The sequence below is a fragment of the Bradyrhizobium sp. ERR14 genome (assembly GCF_014198235.1).
GTDB lineage: Bacteria > Pseudomonadota > Alphaproteobacteria > Rhizobiales > Xanthobacteraceae > Bradyrhizobium.
The window spans coordinates 1-20,678 of the sequence record NZ_JACIHD010000005.1; the positions used below are offsets into that span (position 1 = coordinate 1).

At 63.4% G+C, this 20,678-nt stretch carries 18 protein-coding genes and 1 pseudogene; 8 read left to right on the forward strand and 11 right to left on the reverse strand.

The genetic code is table 11. The annotated features are described in order from the left end of the window. Positions 1-115: 115 nt before the first annotated feature. Positions 116-385 (reverse strand): BolA family transcriptional regulator, encoded by a 270-nt coding sequence (locus GGD62_RS16080; RefSeq protein WP_092261312.1) that lies wholly within the window; start codon positions 383-385, stop codon positions 116-118. A gap of 105 nt (positions 386-490) precedes the next feature. Here GGD62_RS16080 and GGD62_RS16085 point away from each other — a divergent pair, with 105 nt between their 5' ends. Then, complete coding sequence (locus GGD62_RS16085) at positions 491-1,123, forward strand: J domain-containing protein (protein WP_018320576.1); 633 nt, start codon at positions 491-493, stop codon at positions 1,121-1,123. A gap of 406 nt (positions 1,124-1,529) precedes the next feature. Here GGD62_RS16085 and GGD62_RS16090 read toward each other — a convergent pair whose 3' ends face one another. Then, the gene (locus GGD62_RS16090; RefSeq protein ID WP_179732168.1) at positions 1,530-2,624 is read right to left on the reverse strand and encodes a citrate synthase/methylcitrate synthase; all 1,095 of its coding nucleotides are present in this window, start codon (positions 2,622-2,624) and stop codon (positions 1,530-1,532) included. Between the two features lie 81 nt (positions 2,625-2,705). Between GGD62_RS16090 and GGD62_RS16095 the strand changes: the two genes are divergently transcribed. After that, positions 2,706-3,923, forward strand: a complete 1,218-nt coding sequence (locus GGD62_RS16095) for a citrate synthase family protein (protein WP_183709027.1) — start codon at positions 2,706-2,708, stop codon at positions 3,921-3,923. Between the two features lie 160 nt (positions 3,924-4,083). Here GGD62_RS16095 and GGD62_RS16100 read toward each other — a convergent pair whose 3' ends face one another. Continuing rightward, complete coding sequence (locus tag GGD62_RS16100; protein WP_183709028.1) at positions 4,084-4,743, reverse strand: DedA family protein; 660 nt, start codon at positions 4,741-4,743, stop codon at positions 4,084-4,086. A gap of 293 nt (positions 4,744-5,036) precedes the next feature. On the opposite strand from GGD62_RS16100, the gene cobS reads away from it, so the two are divergent. From cobS to GGD62_RS16125, 5 genes are all read left to right on the forward strand, one after another. Next, positions 5,037-6,035 (forward strand): cobaltochelatase subunit CobS, encoded by a 999-nt coding sequence (gene cobS / locus GGD62_RS16105; protein ID WP_092261308.1) that lies wholly within the window; start codon positions 5,037-5,039, stop codon positions 6,033-6,035. 138 nt (positions 6,036-6,173) lie between these two features. Further along, a complete protein-coding gene (gene cobT / locus GGD62_RS16110; protein ID WP_018320581.1) occupies positions 6,174-8,075 on the forward strand; it encodes a cobaltochelatase subunit CobT in 1,902 nt (633 codons plus the stop codon). Next, a complete protein-coding gene (locus GGD62_RS16115) occupies positions 8,072-9,154 on the forward strand; it encodes an esterase-like activity of phytase family protein (protein ID WP_183709029.1) in 1,083 nt (360 codons plus the stop codon). The genes cobT and GGD62_RS16115 overlap by 4 nt, the downstream gene beginning before the upstream one ends. A gap of 223 nt (positions 9,155-9,377) precedes the next feature. Continuing rightward, positions 9,378-10,490: an NADH:flavin oxidoreductase/NADH oxidase gene (locus GGD62_RS16120; RefSeq protein ID WP_183709030.1), complete on the forward strand. Its 1,113-nt coding sequence runs from the start codon at positions 9,378-9,380 to the stop codon at positions 10,488-10,490. Positions 10,491-10,855: 365 nt separating this feature from the next. Further along, positions 10,856-11,263 (forward strand): hypothetical protein, encoded by a 408-nt coding sequence (locus GGD62_RS16125; RefSeq protein ID WP_018320584.1) that lies wholly within the window; start codon positions 10,856-10,858, stop codon positions 11,261-11,263. 228 nt (positions 11,264-11,491) lie between these two features. On the opposite strand, the gene GGD62_RS16130 is transcribed toward GGD62_RS16125, so the two are convergent. Together GGD62_RS16130 and GGD62_RS16135 are read right to left on the reverse strand one after the other, a co-directional pair. After that, positions 11,492-11,737: a PilZ domain-containing protein gene (locus GGD62_RS16130; protein WP_026201681.1), complete on the reverse strand. Its 246-nt coding sequence runs from the start codon at positions 11,735-11,737 to the stop codon at positions 11,492-11,494. 342 nt (positions 11,738-12,079) lie between these two features. Then, a complete protein-coding gene (locus GGD62_RS16135) occupies positions 12,080-13,405 on the reverse strand; it encodes a DUF2235 domain-containing protein (protein ID WP_183709031.1) in 1,326 nt (441 codons plus the stop codon). A gap of 300 nt (positions 13,406-13,705) precedes the next feature. On the opposite strand from GGD62_RS16135, the gene GGD62_RS16140 reads away from it, so the two are divergent. Continuing rightward, positions 13,706-14,254, forward strand: coding sequence for a hypothetical protein (locus tag GGD62_RS16140; protein ID WP_246800136.1), 549 nt, complete (start codon positions 13,706-13,708; stop codon positions 14,252-14,254). A 567-nt stretch (positions 14,255-14,821) separates the two neighbouring features. Here GGD62_RS16140 and ftsZ read toward each other — a convergent pair. The 6 genes and pseudogenes from ftsZ to GGD62_RS16170 form a co-directional block, all read right to left on the reverse strand. Next, positions 14,822-16,078, reverse strand: a complete 1,257-nt coding sequence (gene ftsZ, locus GGD62_RS16145; RefSeq protein ID WP_183709032.1) for a cell division protein FtsZ — start codon at positions 16,076-16,078, stop codon at positions 14,822-14,824. A 51-nt stretch (positions 16,079-16,129) separates the two neighbouring features. Beyond that, positions 16,130-16,639, reverse strand: coding sequence for a hypothetical protein (locus GGD62_RS16150; protein WP_183709033.1), 510 nt, complete (start codon positions 16,637-16,639; stop codon positions 16,130-16,132). 138 nt (positions 16,640-16,777) lie between these two features. Next, a pseudogene (locus GGD62_RS16155) lies at positions 16,778-16,942 on the reverse strand (phospholipase effector Tle1 domain-containing protein); the annotation flags it as partial. A gap of 83 nt (positions 16,943-17,025) precedes the next feature. Beyond that, complete coding sequence (locus GGD62_RS16160; protein ID WP_183709034.1) at positions 17,026-18,267, reverse strand: hypothetical protein; 1,242 nt, start codon at positions 18,265-18,267, stop codon at positions 17,026-17,028. Positions 18,268-18,334: 67 nt separating this feature from the next. Next, entirely contained in the window at positions 18,335-18,817 is a 483-nt protein-coding gene (locus GGD62_RS16165; protein ID WP_183709035.1) for a hypothetical protein, read from the reverse strand. After that, entirely contained in the window at positions 18,807-20,636 is a 1,830-nt protein-coding gene (locus GGD62_RS16170; protein ID WP_183709036.1) for a Z1 domain-containing protein, read from the reverse strand. The genes GGD62_RS16165 and GGD62_RS16170 overlap by 11 nt, the downstream gene beginning before the upstream one ends. Between the last annotated feature and the right edge of the window lie 42 nt (positions 20,637-20,678).

The window sequence follows — 20,678 nt, forward strand, 5'->3', positions numbered from 1 at the left end:
TCCGACCCCCTCCGTCTTCCGGGAGTCGTCTTCAGAATCCGTCTTGCCTTCCAATGCAATAGCTAGACAAAACCCATATGCGATTCCCCTGCCCTCCAGGGGAGGGTAAGCGAAGTCAGCTTTCCCCCGGCGCCTTTGCCTGGATCGCCAGCGCGTGCACGCTGCCGGAGAGTTCCGCGGCCAGCGCCGAATTTATCATGCGATGGCGCTCGACCCGGCTCTTCCCTTTGAAGCCATCAGATACAATATAAACACGGAAGTGCGTCTCACCGCCGGGCCGATGGCCGGCATGGCCTTCGTGCAAATGTGACTCGTCGACGACTTGCAGGCTTTCCGGCGTGAAAGCTTCCTGCAACTTGTTGCTGATAGTGTCGCGCATAGCCATGTTGTGCCATTCGGGTGCAGAGATCACACCCGTTATTTGCCGGGTTTGCAGCGAATTGCAATGTCAAGACTTGAAGGTTTTTGCATTGCGTAGTCAAAGTCAGCCATGCCGATCGATTCATCAAAGTTCTTCGACTCCATCCGCGTCAAGCCGCGGGGCAAGCAGCCGGAAGTGAAGCCGCGCGACACCGCGGTCGGTTGCGAATGGGCCGGATGCCAGAACAAGGGCGCGCATCGCGCGCCGAAGGGCCGTGAGAACCAGCGTGAGTACTGGCACTTCTGCCTGAACCACGTGCGCGAGTACAACCAGAACTACAATTTCTTCTCCGGCATGAACGCCGATGCCGTCGCGCGCTATCAGAAGGATGCGCTGACCGGTCACCGCCCGACCTGGAAGATGGGCGCCAATGGCGGCAAGAAGGGTGCGGAAGCCGAGATCGACATGGCGGCCGACCCGTTCAGCATGTTCAGCGAGATCAACGGCCGCGCGGGCTGGCGGAAGGGCCCGGATGCTCAGCCCAAGGCCGAGACGCGCAAGGTGATGAACGCCGAGCGCAAGGCGCTCCAGGTCATGGGCCTCGGCCCCGATTCCACGCTCGCCGACGTCAAGACCAAGTACAAGGCGCTGGTCAAGCAGCACCACCCCGACGCCAATGGCGGCGACCGCTCGACGGAAGATCGCCTGATCGAGATCATCAAGGCCTATAATTATCTGAAGACGGTGGTGCGCGAGGCGTAGGGCCTTTGCGCGCGCTGTGTAGGTGCCAGGCACCCCGGCGCCACACCCTCGGTGTCGTCCTGCGAACGCAGGGAAGCGGAGCGTAGATCCGGGACCCACCCCAGGGAGACGTTTGGCGAAGATTCGTAGCTGAAGAGTCTCGCGGCGGTACTCTCACCTGCCTCTTATCGATAAATCACGCGGTATGGGTCCCTGCTTTCGCAGGGACGACGGCGGAGTGATTGGCTACGCCGTCTCCTCTTGCGCTAGTATCGTAGGGTGGGCAAAGCGACTTGTCCGCCGTAGCTCGAAGAGCGACGGCGGAAGCGTGCCCACGCGCCTGTTGCGATTTCGGATTGATGGTGGGCACGGCGCAAGTGCGCCTTTGCCCACCCTACGATTTCCGGGCTCGCGGAGACATCCGCTCTCAAGCTTCCGGCATCGCCCCCACATACGACGAGCTCGGCCTGATCAACCGCCCGGTCCGCTGCTGCTCGCGCGCATGCGCGGTCCAGCCTGCGGCGCGCGCGACTGCGAAGATCGGCGTGAACGCCTGCCGCGGGATCGCCAGCGCATCGAGCAGGATCGCGGTGAAGAATTCGACATTGGTCTCCAGCGGCCGCTCCGGATTCTTCTTGCGCAAGGCGGCGCGGATGTAGGCCTCGACCTCGCCGGCGAAGGGCAAATCGGTGCCGTTGGACGCCAGCGCCTCGACTGCGGTCTTGAGCACATCGGCGCGCGGATCGCGCACGCGGTAGACGCGATGGCCGAAGCCCATCATCCGCTCGCCGCGGGCCAGCGCCGCATCCACCCAGGGCTGGATGCGCTCGCGCGAGCCGATCGCGTCCAGCATTTCCAGCACCGGCTCAGGCGCGCCGCCATGCAGCGGGCCGGTGAGGGCGCAATAGCCCGCGGTTACCGCGGCAAACAGATCGGCCTGCGTCGAAGCCACCACGCGCGCGGTGAAGGTCGAGGCGTTCATGCCGTGGTCGCTGGCGGTGACGAGATAGGCATCGAGCGCGGTGACTTCGCGTGCGGCCGGCGCGCGCCCATGCAACATCCGAAGCGTATCGGCAGCATGGCTGACATTGGGATCCGGCGCGACCGGCTCGAGCCCCTTGGCGCGCCGGACCAGCGCGCCTGCGATCACCGGAAACGCGCCGACGATCGTTGCCTCGTGCTCCAGCCCGTTCTCCGCGCGCAGCCCCGCGACGGCCGCGCGAAACCCGTCGATGACGCCCATGCCGCGCGTTGCCGGCAGCAGGTCCGGCAGCCGCGCGAAGGCGCGCTCGCGCGCAAGGCCGAGACTCGCCCGCACATTGGCTTCGGTGAGGGTGGTCTTGCTGGCGCCGTTCCAGAGCCGGGCGGTGACGCCCTCAAAGCTCGAGAGAGCGGCGAGGCGACCGACATGCTCGCCGGCGATGATCAGTTCGCCGCGCTCGCCGTCGACATGGCTCAGCACGGTCTCGGCCGCGGGAACGCCGTCCAGCCCGATCTGGCTTTTGGTGAGGTGGATGTTCATGACCCAAATCTCCCTTTGCGTTGCACCAGGGAAGATTCGACCCTCTCGACAGATTGATCAATCTTGATTACATAAATCAATATGAATAATTCCGAGGGGCTTTACCTCTCTGCCCGGGAAGCCGCCGCCGAGCTCGCGATCTCGCCGGCCACGCTCTACGCCTATGTCAGCCGCGGCCTGATCCGCTCCGAGCCGACGCAGGACTCGCGAAAAAACCGCTACCGTGCCGAGGACGTCCGCGCGCTGAAGGAGCGCCGGGTGCCGTCGCCGGAGCCGCGCGGCCTGCGCAGCTTCGACGCCGACCTGCCGGTGATGGACACGGAGATCTCCACCATCACCGAAGAGGGGGCGATCTATCGCGGCGTCAATTGCGTCGATCTCGCCGAGCACGACACGCTGGAGCACACGGCGACGCTGCTCTGGGATGTCTCCGAGGTCGATCCATTCGCCCCGGACAATCAGCCCGCGCTCTCCGAAGAAATGCGCACGATCGGGCAAGCCGCACGCCGGGCCGCGCCGATCGACCGCGCCATCGCCGTGCTCGCGCTGGCCGCGAGCGTCGATCCCCGTGCCTTCACCCGCGCGCCCGACGGCCGCGCCATGGTCGGTGGCCGCATCGTCCGGCTGCTGGTCGCGACCATGCTCAATGCCGAACCCTCGGCCGAGCCGCTGCATCAGCAGATCGCAACAGCCTGGGCGGCGGATAATAAGCACGCGCCCGATCTGATCCGCCGCGCCCTCGTTTTGCTCGCCGATCACGAACTGAATGCCTCGACCTTCACCGCGCGCTGCGCGGCCTCGACCGGCCTCAATCTCTACGATGCCGTGATCGCCGGTCTCGCCGCATTGAAGGGGCCCAAACATGGCGGCGCGAGCGTGCTGGCTTCGCAGCTCGTCAGGACCCTGATCGATCGCGACGTCGCCCCGATGGTGCGCGAGCGCGTCGCGCTCGGCGAACGTTTTGCCGGCTTTGGCCATGGCGTCTACAAGCGCGGCGATCCCCGCGCGCAATCGCTGCTGAATGCGCTGTCTCGTGCAGGCGCGCCGCGAAAGTTCACGCGCGAAGTGCCGGAGCGGATCGCAGAGGCGACCGGCGAATTCGTCAATATCGACTACGCCCTCGCGGTGCTGGTGCACGCGCTGCGCCTCCCCACCGGCAGCGAGCTCGCTCTGTTCGCCATGGCCCGCAGCGTCGGCTGGATCGCGCACGCCAGCGAGCAGTTGCAGTTCGGGAAATTGATCAGGCCAAGGGCGAGGTATGTGGGGCCGGCGCCGGGGCGAAGGGTGGGGGTTAGTTAGAATATCTCTCTGCTGTCGTCCCTGCGAAAGCAGGGACCCATACCGCGTGATTTATCGGCGCGATCGGCAGGCGTACCGAACGGCCCAGTCTCGCCAAATTATTCCCTGGGGTTATGGGTCCCTGCTTTCGCAGGGACGACACCTTTGGTGTGGCGGCAGCCTACCCCTGCCGCTTCGCCGCCGCGACACCGCTGCCATTCCGCCGCCGATAGATCCACACGCCAACGCCGCCAACGATCGCAACCCCAACCACCGTCAACACCCAGATATGCTTGCCGACATGGCCGTGGTGATGCAGCCCGGCGTATTCGTGCAGGGCCGATACCGCCAGCACGCCCGGCAGCACGTGGGCGGGAGCCCAGACCAGGATCGCCGGGATGTTCACGGCGTAGAACTTTGCCGGCGCCATGCCGAGCGCGCCGGCGGTCACAGGCACGAAGGCGCGGATCGGCGGCACGAAACGGGCGAAGAACACCGCCCAGGTGCCGAAGCGGTGGAAGAAGCTTTCGCTCTCGGCGACCACGCGCGGATAGTTGGTCAGCGGCCAGGTGTTGAGGATCTCGCGCTGCTGCCGGTGCCCGATCCAGTAGGCCGAGCCGTCTCCCAGCACGGCGCCCGTGGCGGCGGCAAGCAGCACCCATGGCAGCTTCAGCTCACCGCCCGGAACCAGGGCGCTCAGCGCTAGGATGATAGTCGAGCCGGGGATGACCGATCCCACCACCGGGACCGCTTCGAGCAGGGCCGCCAGGAATAGGGTCAGATAGGCCAGCCACGGATGGGCGGAAACGAAGGATATGAGGGGATCAAGGAAGGACGTCACGTCGTCTCTTGAGGGGCTGGAGCTCGGAGCTTTGGACTCTACATAAGTAACCGCATACGGCCAAAGTGCCATTCGCACGGAACGGGCATGACGCGCCCGAATTTGGGCGTGATTCGCAAGGCAGCCCTCCAAAATCTGCGTTCCTTGCCTATCTAAATGAAAAGACAACGGAACTTTGATTGGTGGCCGGGCTTCTGCCGGCACGTTGTCTCTGATAGGTTGATTTTCAGCACCCAGCCGCAGCCAACGTGCGAATAACCGGTTTCGGGACCGCCCGGGACCTCGGAGGATTGATGACGACCGCCGCTCTGTCCAAAGTTGAGGAAGTTTCCGGTCAGCCCGACATGAAGGTGTCGGTGCGGCAGGTGTTCGGGATCGACAGCGATCTCGAAGTCCCCGCCTATTCCGAAGTCGATCCTCACGTGCCCGAAGTCGATTCCGACTACCGCTTCGACCGCGCCACCACGCTCGCCATTCTCGCCGGCTTCGCGCGCAACCGCCGCGTGATGGTGACCGGCTATCACGGCACCGGCAAATCCACCCATATCGAGCAGGTCGCCGCCCGCCTGAACTGGCCCTGCGTCCGCGTCAACCTCGACAGCCACATCAGCCGTATCGACCTCGTCGGCAAGGACTCGATCGTGGTCCGCGACGGCAAGCAGGTCACCGAATTCCGCGACGGCATCCTGCCCTGGGCGCTGCAGAACAACGTCGCGCTGGTGTTCGACGAATACGACGCCGGCCGCCCCGACGTGATGTTCGTGATCCAGCGCGTGCTCGAAGTCTCCGGACGCCTGACGCTGCTCGACCAGAACAAGGTGATCAAGCCGCATCCGGCCTTCCGGCTGTTCGCGACCGCCAACACCGTCGGCCTCGGCGACACCTCGGGCCTCTATCACGGCACCCAGCAGATCAACCAGGGCCAGATGGACCGCTGGTCGATCGTCACCACGCTGAACTATCTCAGCCATGACGAGGAAGTGGAGATCGTGCTGGCGAAGGCCAAGCACTATCGCACGCAGGAAGGCCGCGACATCGTCAACAAGATGGTGCGCCTGGCCGATCTCACCCGCAACGCTTTCGCCAATGGCGATCTGTCGACGGTGATGAGCCCGCGTACGGTGATCACCTGGGCTGAGAACGCCGACATCTTCGGCGATATCGGCTTTGCGTTCCGCGTCACCTTCCTCAACAAGTGCGACGAGCTCGAGCGTCCCCTGGTCGCCGAGTTCTACCAGCGCTGCTTCAACGCGGAGCTGCCGGAATCGGCGGTCAACGTGGCACTGAGCTGATTTCTCTCGGTGTGTCGTCCCGGCGAACGCCGGGACCCACCGCGTGATGTCTCAATATAACGACGCTGATAGTTTCCTGACACAGAGCGGCCGGTGGTTATGGGTCCCGGCCTTCGCCGGGACGACAGATAGGGTCAGATGACCACCTCCAACTCCAAATTCCGTAACACCAAGGAAGCGCCGACCGAGCCGTTCAAGCGCTCGGTGGCCTCCTGCCTGAAGGCGATCGCCAAGACGCCGGAGCTCGACGTCTCCTTCGCGGCCGAGCGGCCGGGCCTTGCGCCCGGCAAGGCGCGGCTGCCCGAGCCCGCGCGCAAAATGACCAAGCGTGATGCGGCAATCGTGCGCGGTCACGCCGATTCCATCGCGCTCAAGATCGCCTGTCACGATGCAAAACTGCATCGCAAGCTGATGCCCGGCAATCCGCAGGCGCGCGGCGTGTTCGAGGCGGTGGAGCAGGCGAGGGTGGAGGCGATCGGCGCGCGCCGGATGGCGGGCGTTGCGAAGAATCTCACCGCGATGCTCGACGACCATTTCCACCGCGGCAAGTTCGACGAGATCACCGACCGTGCCGACGCGCCGCTGGCGGACGCGCTGGCGATGCTGGTGCGCGAGCGCCTGACCGGCATGGCGCCGCCGACCGCCGCGAAGAAGATGGTCGATCTCTGGCGTCCCATCCTCGAAGACAAGATAGGCAAGCGGCTCGACCGGCTCGACACCCTGGTCGAGGACCAGACCCGGTTCGGCGACGCCGTGCACGATCTCCTGACGGCGCTCGATATCGGCGACGAGCGCAACGCCGACAGCGAGGACGATGACGAGAACGACGAGAACCAGGACGGCGACAACGACCAGTCCGGCGCCGAGGGCTCGCCCGATTCCGACGCTGCGCAGGAGATGAGCGCCGACCAGGCGCAGGCGAGCTCGGAAGAGATGAGCGAGAGCGCGATGGAAAGCGCGCAGGCCTCGACCTCCGACACCTTCGACGACGGCGAGCTCGGCGACGACGAGACCCCGGGCGAGGCGACGCGTCCGAACCAGCACGGCAAGAACGAGCCGCGCGGGCCGGAATACCACGCCTTCGCGCCCAAGTTCGACGAGATCATCGCGGCCGAGGACCTCTGCGACCATGACGAGCTGGAGCGCCTTCGCGCCTATCTCGACAAGCAGCTCGCGCATCTGCAGGGCATCGTCGCCCGCCTCGCCAACCGCCTGCAGCGCCGCCTGATGGCGCAGCAGAACCGCGCCTGGGAGTTCGATCTCGAAGAGGGCATTCTGGACCCCGCACGCCTGTCGCGCGTCGTCACCGATCCCTATCATCCGCTGTCCTTCATGCACGAGAAGGAGGCGACGTTCCGCGACACCGTGGTGACGCTGCTGCTCGACAATTCCGGCTCGATGCGCGGACGGCCGATCACGGTCGCCGCGACCTGCGCCGACATCCTCGCGCGCACGCTGGAGCGTTGCGGCGTCAAGGTCGAGATTTTGGGCTTCACCACGCGCGCCTGGAAGGGCGGGCAATCGCGCGAAGCGTGGCTGGCCGCCGGCAAGCCGGCCAATCCCGGCCGCCTCAACGATCTCCGCCACATCATCTACAAGTCCGCCGACGCCCCCTGGCGTCGTGCGCGAAAGAATCTCGGCCTGATGATGCGCGAGGGCCTGCTGAAAGAGAACATCGACGGCGAGGCGCTGGACTGGGCGCACAAGCGCCTCCTCGGCCGGCCCGAGCAGCGCAAGATCCTGATGATGATCTCGGACGGCGCGCCGGTCGACGATTCCACGCTGTCGGTCAATCCCGGCAACTATCTCGAGCGGCACCTGCGCCACATCATCGAGGAGATCGAGACCCGCTCGCCGGTCGAGCTGATCGCGATCGGCATCGGCCACGACGTGACGCGCTATTACCGCCGCGCGGTGACGATCGTGGATGCCGAAGAGCTCGGCGGCGCCATCACCGAGAAGCTCGCCGAACTCTTCAGCGAGACCAACACCGCACCCACCCAGCCGGCCGGTCGCCCGCGACGCAAATTGCATTCGTGAGCACGCATCCATCCCGCCGCAGCTTCCTCAGGCACGCTGCGGCGGGATTCTCCACTCTCGCACTCTCCCGCTCCGCGCTGGCGCAAGGGGTGGCCGAGCCGCCGCCGCGTCCGCTTCAGGTCGAGAACGCTGTCGTCGAGCCCGTCAGCGTCGAGGTCAACGCGCGCGTCATTCCCAATTTCGAGCCGCGTGACCGCACGCGGACGCGCTTCGGCTCGCTGGAATATCGCAGCGGCCTGGTGCTGACCTCGCGCTATCGCGGCTTTGGCGGCCTGTCCGGCATCCGGCTCGACGTCAAGGGCGAGGGCTTCCTCGCGGTGTCCGATCAGGGCGGCTGGTTCACGGGTCGCATCCGCTATTCCGGTGGCAAGATGACCGGCCTCGACGACGTCGAGGCCGCGCCGCTGCTCGGCGCCGAAGGGCGGCCGATCACGGAAAAGCGGCTGTGGTGGGATTCGGAATCGATCGCGCGCGACGGCAATTTCGTCTATGTCGGGCTCGAGCGCGTCAACCAGATCCTGCGCTACGATTTCTCCAAGGGCGGCACGCGCGCGCGCGGCGAGGTGGTGCCGGTGCCGGCGGGAATCCGCAAGCTACCCTCCAACAAAGGGCTGGAGGCGCTGGTCGTCGTGCCCAAAGGCAAAGACCAGAACATGCCGCTGGCGGGCACCCTGATCGCCTTCTCCGAGCGCGGGCTGGATGCCGACGGCAACCTCATAGCCTTCCTGATCGGCGGCCCCTCGCCCGGCCAGTTCAGCGTGCGCCGCACCGAGAAATACGACATCAGCGACGCCGTGCTGCTGGCTAGCGGCGAGCTTCTGATCCTCGAACGCAAATTCTCCTGGTTCACCGGCGTCAACATCCGCATCCGCTCGATCCCCCTGAAATCCATCACGCCCGGCGCGCTGGTCGACGGCCCGGCGCTGTTCGCCGCCGATCTCGGCCACGAGATCGACAACATGGAAGGCATCGACGCCTACGTCACGCCCGACGGCGAGACCGTGCTGACGCTGATCTCCGACGATAATTTCTCGATGCTGCAGCGGACCTTGCTGCTGCAATTCACGCTGGCGGAGTAGTTCTCCGCCGTCGTCCCGGGGCGCGCCCCAATCTCCACTGTCGTCCCGGATCTGCACTGACGCTTGTCCGGGACGACGGCAGAATGTGTGGCGCGGTCTCGCGTCAAGCCGCGGTCGCAATGCGTGCCGCCACTACCCGCCATTCCCCGCGCGCAACTGGCAATCCGCCGCCCGCCCACTACACTCTCTCAACTGCCCCTCTCATCCCCCGGAACTCCCCCGTATGAGCGTCCTGTTTTCCCCGATCAAGCTGCGCGGCCTGACGTTGAAGAACCGCATCGTGGTGTCGCCGATGTGCCAATATTCGGCCGACGACGGCGTCGCCAATGACTGGCACTTCACCCACATCAACAATCTCAGCCTGTCGGGCGCGGCGATGTTCTGCATCGAGGCGACCCATGTCGAGGCGATCGGCCGCATCACGCCGGGCTGTCTCGGGCTCTACAGCGACGCCGCCGAGGCCGCGCTGAAGCAGGTGCTGACCTCGGTGCGCAAGCATTCCACGACCGCGATCGCGATGCAGCTCGCCCATGCGGGCCGCAAGGCCAGTAGCGCGCGGCCCTGGGACGGCGGCCAACTAATCCCGGTGGAGCAGGGCGGCTGGCAGACGGTGGCGCCATCGGCGCTGCCGCACAAGGAGGGCGAGGCGGCGCCGCTGGCGCTGGATGCAGCGGGCCTCAAGCGCATCCGCGAGGCCTTCGTCGACAGCGCCAAGCGCGCGGAGCGCATCGGCATCGACGCCATCGAGTTGCACGGCGCGCACGGCTATCTCCTGCATCAGTTCCTGTCGCCGATCTCCAACAAGCGCACCGACGAATATGGCGGGTCTTTGCAGAACCGCATGCGCTTCCCGCTCGAAATTTACGACGCCGTGCGCGCGGCCTTCCCGCACGACAAGCCGGTTGGCATGCGGGTGTCGTCGACCGACTGGGTCGAGGGCGGCTGGGATCTGGCGCAGACGATCGAGTTCGCCAATGCGCTGAAGGCGCGCGGCGTCGACTGGATCGACGCCTCCTCCGGCGGCGTCTCGCCGCTGCAGAAGATCCCGCTCGGCCCCGGCTACCAGGTGCAGTTTGCGGAGGCCATCAAGCGCGAGACCGGATTGCCGACCATCGCCGTCGGCCTGATCACCGAGGGCAAGCAGGCCGAGGAGATCGTCGCATCCGGCAAGGCCGACATGATCGCGCTCGCCCGCGGCATGCTCTACGACCCGCGCTGGGCCTGGCACGCCGCCGCCGATGTCGGCGGCGAGGTCGAAGCCCCGCCGCAATACTGGCGCTCGCAACCCTCGACGCAAAAGGCGCTGTTCGGCAAGACCACGTTCGGGGCGCGGTGAAGGCGCGCTGCTGGTGTGGCGCCCCAGTGCGTGTGTGGCACGATGGCGGTGCCGCAATAATCGCCGTCGTCCCTGCGCACGCAGGGACCCATACCGCGTGATCTCGCGATGACCCGCGGTGCACGTTGACAACTTAACTAAGAGTCTTCGTCAAACCACGTCCTGTGGTTATGGGTCCCTGCTCCCGTGCGCAATTGCGCACTAGGCAGGGACGACAGCGGAATGTGAAGCGCGCCTTTCGCGTCTCTCACGCAACGGCATCCCCCGCACGCCCCTCACCTCCCGCATCCGTAAATCCCCCCAGCTTCCACCCCCCGCAAAACTGGCCTAACCTTGCGCGACCCAACTCCTCGCGGAGGCCTGCCATGCGGTTTCGTGTTCGCAATACGGCTCATGTGTTCGAGCGTGTCGGGCTTGCGATGGCCGGCGCGGCGTGCGGGCTGTTCGTCGGCGCCTATGTGGGATCGGCGATATCAGCGCTCACCACGCAGGGCTTTCTGCTGGTGATGATGGTGCTGGGCTTCGTCGGCTTCTATCTCGGCATCGACACGCCGCAATTGCCGTTCGACGAGGCGCATAGCGAGATCGACGCCGCCGAATTCCTCAGCGCCGCCGGCACGCTCTGCGCCACGCTCACCGCGCTCGCCTCCGTCGCCGTCATCGTGCTCCGCCTCGATCCGCATCTGGTCTGGACCTGGCTCGCTCTGCTGGGCTGGATCGCCGGCGTCGCCATGCAGATCGTCGGCGGCGCGAAGGCGCGGATGCGGAAGTAACGGGGGAATTGTTGGAGAACAATCGTGCTCCGGGCTCGCTACAACCTCTCCCGCTTGCGGGGGAGGTCGGCGCGTTCCGGGCGATGCGAAGCATCGTCCCGCGCGCCGGGTGGGGGCTCTCTCCGCTGGGGGAATCCCTCTGCGGAGACACCCTCTCCCCAGCCCTCCCCCGCAAGCGGGGGAGGGAGCGCACCTACAGCGCAGCGGCGCTTGTGACTCCAGCGTCCCTCAAAACACCACGCCCACGCGCGTGCCGCGCTTCCAGGCGATGCGGCAGCGCTTCTTGGTGTTGACGTGCAGCAGTTCAAATCTGTCGGGGATGTTCACCTGGCCGCCGAGATCGACGCAGGCGCCGCCGGGCGAATAGTCGATCAGCGTGCAGTTGATGACAGGCGCGCGCGGGTCGGTGATGATCTTGGCCTGGCGCGACACCAGCCCGGCAGGCTTCACGCGGGCATATTTACGCGGATACATTGGCACTCTCCTCCAATTCCGCAGGTTCTCGCGGCGGGTTCGGAGCCAATGATGGAACGCAGATGATGCGATCCAGCTAAGGCGGGCGGAAGAATTTTAATGAAAAGTAGCGACGAAGGAAGAAAGCGGCGGTAGCGGGGTGGGGTGTCACCTCAGACTCCCCTGTCGTCCCTGCGAAAGCAGGGACCCATACCGCGTGATTCATCGATTGCGCGCGGTAGCAATCCCGAACGACTGATCGTCGCCAGACCCCTCCCTGTGGTTATGGGTCCCTGCTTTCGCAGGGACGACAGCGGTGATGTTGGCGCGCACCTGCACCCGTCAATGAGAGCGCCGCCCTCCTCACACCCCCACCGTCTCCGCCTCCGCATGCTGCGGCCCCACCGGCATCGGCACCGTCACATAGTCCTTCGGCAGATTCACCGGCCGGTAATCCGGCTCCACCGCCATCCGCTTCAACACGCTCTCATGCACATGCGCGCCTTCGGGGATGGGGCGCGGCTCGCAATCGGGGATGTAGAAGCCGAGAAACACTTTCCGCTCCGGCCACTCCTTGTACTTCGCGCTCTTCGGCAAGAACTCCAGCAGCCGCCAGCCCGCCGTCATCGAATCGTGCAGCGCGCCCGTCTTCCCGGTGTAGGCCGGCTCGACATACTGGAACGGTGAGTTCTTGCGCTGGATGCCCCAGGCGAGCTGCTTGATGGTCGCCGGGTTGAAGTTCAGCCCCGCCTTCTCCGCCTCGTCGATCATCCACAGCAACGGATATTTGGAATCCCCGCTCTCGGCTTCCGGATAGCCGCCGCCGACGTCGCTATGCACGCCGGCGAACCACACCTGCAGAATGTCCTGCGGCACCTTCTTTTCATCAGGCACGTAGCGGTTGCTCCAGAACTCCTGCGGCTCTTCGTATTTTTTCAGGCGGAACATGCAGCGCCGCTCGTCGATCGCGATCGCCTGCCGGAAGATCTTGACGCTGGGGTTGCGCAGCGTGAAGGCGAGCTCCTCCAGGCTCGGCCAGAACAGCCGGTCGGCGCGCGGCACGATCACGCTCGCCACCGTGTCCCACACGCCGATGAAGTGGATGGTCGGCCAGCGCGTCGAGGTGATGCGCGCGAACTGCGCCGCGAGATCGAACTCGTCCTTCGGCAGCGGCCCCTGGTCGTCGAAGGCGACGTTCCTGAGGTCTTCGATGTCGTTGCCGCGCCCGGTGCCGGAATATTGCTTGTAGGCGACGAGGCCCGAGCCGGCGAGGTTCGCCTGCTCCGGCCTGATCAGCCCGACCTTGTGGATCAGCCCCGCCAGCACGCGCACCGTGTAGGCCCCGCGCGAAAAGCCGAACAGATAGATCTTGTCGCCCGGCGCGTAATGCTCGACCAGGAAGCAATAGGCTGACAGCACGTTGTCATCGAGCCCGTAGCCGGTGGCGAGCCCCAGCACCAGATTGATATTGGCCTTGAGCCGGTGCCACGTCGTCGGCTCCGTCACCGTGCCGACGCCGGGATCGTAAAACACCATCTGCCGCGGCTGCGTCTTCTCGGTCTTGCGCAGGCAGCGATAGAGCTTCAGGACGTTGGAGATGTTCTCGCTGATCTCATTGCCGGTGCCGTCACAGCAGATGACGAGGTTTTTCGGGGAGGGGTTGGGGGCGGGGTCGCGCGCGTGGTCCATGGGATGCGCCTCGGGGGGATGCTACCGGGGCGAGTATAGCGGAAAGAGGTGGCAGCGAGGAGACGAAGGCGGCCTCGCAGGCACCGAGCCCCCCATTGCCCATCATCTGTTGATATTAACCTCTTGTTAACCATGCGGTTGCCTAATGTTGACGATGGGGGGATCACCATGTCGGCCCATGTGACGCGACCGAGGTTGATGCCTGTTTCGGCCGATCCGGCCATCCGGTCGGTGGCGAGGCTGGCGGTTCGCGCCAAGGCCGTCCTACAGGGCAAAGCGCCTGTCCTACGGAGCAAAGCCATGTTCGGAAAGGACGACTTAGTGGACAATCTCAGCCGCGATCTCGATCGCGCGCGCGGACGACGCGATGCGCTCGCATCCGAAGCCACGACCCTGACGGCCCAGATCGCCGAAATCGAAGCCCGCCTCATCGAAGAGAAGAAAAGGCGGGAGCGCGAGCGCGTCCTGAGCGAGATCGAAATGATCAAGACGCGAGTGAAGCAAGCCGCCGGCGCGTTTGCGCCCGTCGTCGACGGTCTCTCCAGCGCGATCGAATCGGCTGCGGCCGTCGTGCCCGAGGCGCGCGAGCTCAATAGTTTCCTCGTGTCGGTGGCGACCGAGATCGACAGCGTGCTCGATCCCCTCTTGCGCGAGCTGGATCAGCGTGCGGATGCGGTGCGATCCGGACAGGCAGCGCTGGACTTGCCGAGTTCGGCCGTTGAAGCGCCGCCCGTCGAGCTGCCGAAAGACACCAACGAACGCCTGCTTCGCTTTCCGGCCTGGCTGTCGCGCGACAAGGAGCCGGACAAGAAGGAAACCGCGGAGAGCCCGCGCAGCACGGCAGCGTGAATGATCTGCGCGCTCTAAGCGCGCGGATCTGGAGCAGGATGGCTTTTGGTTGGATCGAGCGGGCCGCGGGCTCGCTCACCCTCTCCCGCTTGCGGGCAGGGCTATCGCTTATGGCGTGCACGAAGCGGCGGCATTGGCAGTCGGCTCCCTCTCCCGCTTGCGGGGGAGGGCTGGGGTGGGGGCTGTCTCCGCATTGGGATTGTTGAGAATCGCGGCGAATGTCCCCGAGTGGTGAGAACCCTCACCCGCCGCTCTCGGGACGATGCTTCGCATCGCCCGAGGCGCGTCGGCCTCTCCCGCAAGCGGGAGAGGCGGAGCAAGCCCACGGTCCTCGTGAAATTCATATGCGATAGCCCTGCGCTTGCGGGGGAGGTCGGCGCGAAGCGCCGGGTGGGGGCTCTTTCCACATTGGGAGTGTCCCATTGCGAAAAACACCCTCTCTCCAACCCTCTCCCGCAAGCGGGAGAGGGAGCCACCGCGTGCCTGGCTAGAACAAGGCTAATCTCAGCGCGTTGTCGCGTAGCAGCGATTTAGTTCCGGCATTGGCAACCGCGGCTCTCGCCCCCCTCAGTTGGCGGCGCGGCGCAGGAAGGCCGGGATATCGAGAACGGCCTCGTCGGGCGCATTGCGCGCAGGCGCGCGGCCATAAGAATCGAGCGGCTGAAGCGCCGGCTGCCGCGCATGGTCCAGTCCCGGCCGTGCCGGTGGCCCCACGGGGTGGTGCGGCTGCGGGCGGAGCGGCGGGCTGCCCGCTTGCGGAATCGGTGCGCTACGCTCGATGCGATCGGCGATGCGGCGGCCGTCGTTGCGCAGCCTGCCGGCGAGCTGCGTGAGGGCGGTTTCCACCGGCAGCGCCTGCGCCGGGTCGAGATTGTCGATACCGGTCGCCACCACCGAGACGCGGACGATGCCCTCTAGGCTTTCGTCAAAGGACGCGCCGACGATGATGTTGGCGTCCGGGTCGGCCTCGTCGCGAATGCGGCTGGCCGCTTCGTCGACCTCGTACAGCATGAGATCCTTGCCGCCGGTGATGGAGATGATGAGGCCACTGGCGCGCTTGATCGAGGGGTTCTCGATCAAGGGATTGGAGATCGCGGCGACGGCGGCGGCGAGCACGCGCTTCTCGCCGGAGGCCTCGCCCCGTCCCATCATGGCCTTGCCCTTCTCCTTCATGACGGAGAGGACGTCGGCAAAATCGAGATTGATCAGGCCTTCCTTGACGATGAGGTCGCTGATGCAGGCCACGCCCGAATAAAGCACCTGGTCGGCAAGGGCGAAGGCATCGGCGAATGTGGTCTTGTCGCTGGCCACCCGGAACAGGTTCTGGTTCGGGATGATCAGGAGGGTGTCGACCGTCTTCAGCAGCTCCTCGATGCCGGCCTCGGCAAAGCGCATGCGGCGCTGGCCCTCGAAGTAGAACGGCTTGGTGACCACGCCGATCGTGAGAATGCCGAGCTCGCGCGCGGTCCTGGCGACGACGGGTGCAGCTCCGGTGCCGGTGCCGCCGCCCATGCCGGCGGTTACGAACACCATGTGCGCGCCGGTCAACTGATTGCGGATCGCATCGATGGCCTCCTCGGCTGCGGCGCGGCCCAGTTCCGGCTGCGAGCCGGCGCCGAGGCCTGCGGTGACATGTGTGCCGAGCTGGATGAGGTGCTTCGCCTTCGACATGGCCAGCGCCTGCGCGTCGGTGTTGGCGACGACGAACTCGACCCCTTGCAGCCCGGCCGTGATCATGTTGTTGACGGCATTGCCGCCTGCGCCGCCGACACCGAACACGACGATGCGGGCCTTCATTTCATGAATATCGATATTGCCAGCCATTTTTCCCTCGCGATTGGTCCGGCAAGCCGGGGATGGAGAAGTCTTCGCGTGCTACCTGCAAGCCGCGCGGTCTGCTTTGACGATGGCGGCGGCCAGATGTCCCAATCGACGCGCGGCGTGTCCCGCGATCGAGCCGCCCCGGCGATCGCTCCGCAGCGCCGTCACTTCGTCTTCCAGTCGCGACGCCCATGCATTGGCTGCCATGGTCTCGGCGGTCGCCTGCTGCAGCTCGACGGCGAGGCGATCGGCGCGCTCCCGCTCGCGCTCGAACACGGCCCTGTAGGCGGTTGCGACGTCTTCGAGCCGCGCGATCTCCGCCTTGAAGGCCTCGGTCTTGACGGCCTCGATCCTTGCCATGGAGGCGGCGATGGGGTCTGCCCGGCGGGCACGTCGCGGGCGGGGCGTGTACCGGAGCTCGTCGAGATCAACGCTCACCAGGGCCTTGCCGTCATCCGAACGCGAGCGCGGCAGAAGGCGTCGTCGCGCCAGCGACCGCGCGGCTTCGCGCGAGATATTGAGGCGGGCACTGAGATCGGCATACGTCAACAACGCAACGCACATCGGCGCTTCTCCTGGAGCGAACCGGGAAGGCATTTCGAGCTAATGATGGCTGGACGATTACAGCAGGCTAGGGTGCGTTGGTTAATGAACGGTTAACGGGCGCGGAGGGTGTTTACGGGTGGCGGCACCGGGCCGACCCCCGGGATCGCAGGGCACCATCTGCCGCGGCTGTGTCCTGTCCGTCTTGCGCAGGCAGCGATAGTGCTTCAGGACGTTGGAGATGTTCTCCGAAATCTCGTTGCCGGTGCCGTCACAGCAGATGACGAGGTTTTCGGCTCCGTCTGGTGGTCGGTTTGGGTTCATGCTCCACGGCATACCCCTCCCGACAATGCCACCGTGGCGATTATAGGGGAAATGCGAGCGTTCAGAACCTGAGGTTAGAAGTTCTAGCTTGGCTTTGAGAATGAAAGAATCACCTCGCGCCGCATCCTCGTATCCAACGATTCGGCAGTGAGGTGTTTAGCCGGAGGAGGGGGAAGATAGCGTCGGTTAGCCGGAAGGGTTCGTGCACGTCTTCGGTCAGTGTTGAGCCCCGACCTCTCTGCCACTGCGGCGACAATTTTGGCATTCTGAATGAACGTGCCACGGACAGTATTCTCGCCGACAACGTATACGGCCTTCCCGCCCGGCGAAAGAACACGCGCCGCCTCACCAACGGCTTGCATCATATCATCGATATAGTGCGCGAGCACCGCTTCATGACGAGTGGAAAGCTTAGGTGTTAGCCGCAATTCTGAAATGATCTCTCGGATGCCTACATCATCGCGAGCCTCTTGATCGCCGCATTCTGTGCCTACGCTTTCGGTGCGAATGTTGCCCAATTCACCGACCGTATATCCCATCCAAACCAGCGAGAATTTGCTACACCGCATGTAGTCGATTGCGTTCAGATATGGCGGAGATGTCAGCACGAGATCGATGGAGCCGGCTCTTATTGGAAGGTCGCGAGCATCGCCAAGGAGGGTCCGGGTCGCTGGCCCCCTATCGGGTTGGTCCTTGGCGATACAATTCTTCAGCACAAGCTCGACTGCGGCAATGAACTTATTGAATGGCTTTATGGGCGCGCTTTCAAATGCCCGATGTGGACGGCTGTGCGATAGATCCATCGCCAACGAGGCGCCAGCCTGCTTAGTGATGATCAGACGCGAGAACGCGCACCACAACGCGTCTCTCACGGGTTCGCTTTTGGTATCGAAAATCGCTTCGGCAAGCGAACTCAACTGACGACGGGCGTAACCGTCGAACCAGTATCGAACGAATCGACGAGTGTCCGGATCTGCGTTTCGTGGATAAGCGTCCCCGACACTGCGCTCTGGGAAGGCATCTTTCGCTCGCTCCAAGACACGAGCGGCAGCTCGCCTAACTTGCGATGTGTCTACCGACGTTGTCCAAACGCGCGCTAGCAGAACGGCCAGTGGATCGATGTCTATGCCGATCGCCGAATGGCCGCTCGCCCGTGCCATCGCAAGCACCGTTCCGGAACCCATCATGGGGTCGAGAACTCGAATTCTATCTTGCTCGTTAGTCAGGATGTCGAGTGCGATCCCCGGAGCCATTCGAGCGGGAAACGGGTGTACTGGATCGCGCCCGAGCGCCTGCTGTATGGTCTTTTTGTAAGCTTTGCTCATGTTGCAATTCGTGCTGAAGCGGCAGGGAAGTCTTCGGAGTGGTCCAATTTATTGAGTGGCGACTGACTCAGCCGGTTGCGTAGCGTTCGCGTACTCGTGTCTTCAGAGTTTCAGGGATTGTGCCTATTCCCCGTGAGACTTTGTACTTCAGCTCACCCCGATTGCCGGCCAGTTCATACTGTGTACGTGGGGGCCTTGATATGCTGACCCACGCGTTTTCGCTTTCCTGAAAGCCGACGATGCTGTGCAAGTCAGCGAACGAGAGCGTTACCAGACCGTCGGTCCCGCACACGAAGACCATAAAGGAGTCCGGAAACTTATGCTCCAAATCCAAAAGGTCTGCGGCCTGCTCAATGTTGAAGGTGAAGCGCCAAGGCGACATCCTCTTGGATGAGTGCTTGATGTAAACGCCAACACGTCCGTTCATAACGAAGGCGTTGATGCGGCCCTCTCGGACAAAAGGGCGGAATGACACCGACATAGAGTAGTCGTTCTCAACCGCGAGCTGTCGAAGAACGACACCTTGATAGAATTCGTAGTCATCCAACATTTTTGACATTCTTTAAAAAAGTAATGTTGCCATTGAACCTGTAGATCAATCGTGCCTTGTTCTTCGAGTTATAGAAAATCTTGAAATGATGCAACGCATCGGGGGATTCGCGTTTGGCTTGACCAAAAAGTCCCTTCCTTCGCTCGATTTTATCTTTGTCGGCATCCTTCATGTTTTCGATGGTGCTCGATGGATGTAGGGCGATTGATGTCGGGCCGTTCGGAAGTATGCGCTGCACATATCGGATCAAATAGTCTGGCAGCGCGTCGTTGCCTATTTTCTCTTGTAGTCGCCGCAAGCTGCTGATCGGGTCATTAGAGCCGTGCAGAAACCGCTCGATGTCCGAAGAGTAGTCGAAGATCGGAAATGTCATCTCGCCTTTGTCGAGAACTACATTCGCCTTGTCGATGCTGCTGGACGCGACGGCTGCGATTCGCTGGTCGGCCAGCCAAACGGGTGAGCCCTTCTTCGTCTTGATCGCTTCAAGCGCCAACTTGTGGAAAGCAAAGCAGCGTTGCCAGTCTAGATACAGTGGCTCGGGTATGGTGAGTTCGAAATAGGGGAGATGTTTCTTTCTCGATCCAAACATCCGAGCGCGCTGAATGTAGGTGTCTTGTTGTATCTTGTGCTTTGAATCTCGAGTGAAGAACATTGAGAGCAGATTGTCGAAAGTCACGCCTCTTGAAACGATGTTGCCGCCGATGACGAATGTAAACATGGCGGCAGGTGAGGTGGCCGATTTGAAGTCGACGTTCTTGTCGCGTTCACTATTCATTATGACCGTGCTGGTCTGATCGCAGTTCGTCACGATGTACGCTAGGATGCTGCTCGCTTGCTCAGGGCCATATAGCTTGGTTGCGATCTTGCCAATCTCGTGTGTGTACGACTCAAATTTCTTCGAGTGCGTATCCGAGAGCGTGTTCATTACGTCGTCGATTGGCCTCTTGTCCGACTTATGGTCGAGTTTCTTTCCGCTCGTGTGTATGAGCATCGAGAAATTTTCGTCGGCCTTGGTCGCTAAGTTGAGCGCGGCAACTCGCACCAGAAATCGAAAGATGGCCTCGCGCAAGTATTTCGGGCTGTCGTCAGTGTCGGGAAGTGTGTGCAGGGAAAATTGCACATCAGTATCTAGAGGAAAGAAAACGTCTTGCCCTGTGTAGGCCTCATGCGGAGGGAAGTTGACCCATTTCTCGTTGTCATTGTCGAACGTGTTGTTCAGGTCTAGCCGAGCGGGAGTTGCGGTCACGCCGATGTAGATGCCGTCGTGGCTGATCAGCTTCTTAATGAGCGCGTTTATCTTAGTGACGTCGCCCTTGTTTATTAGAGCGTTCGGCGTCGCGAAGTCCGCTTCATCGTCGATGATGACCTTGTCGGTGATCCGCTCCAATTTCTGATTTAGTTTTGTTAAGTCGCTCGCATTCTTCTTGCAGAAGATGACGTGGTATCCGGCGGATAGTGAGTATTCGGGATCAATTACATCTGAGAAGTTGCGAGCAGCCGGTGATAGTTTCGATCGCTGGAAACGATCCAAGTTTTGTTGGAGTAGCTGAACGCTGTCATTTAACAGGTGGACGACGACCCGATGTCCGTCATCTAACATTTTGGCGGTGAGACAGATCATCATTTCTGTCTTGCCGCTTTGGGGCTCTCCGTAGATGACAAATGACGTGGTGCCGCTCTCAAGAGTATCGCAAGCGCTTGAGACTGCCGCTTCGATGCACGACGTCTGCTTGCCGAGAGCTTTCAGCCGATTCAGCTGCGTTTGATATCGATCGCGCTGCTGCGCGATCGCCCGCAGCTGGCTGACACTGAGCCCCACCTACTACCCCCGTAGTTGAAATGTCGTTTTTCACGATCATAA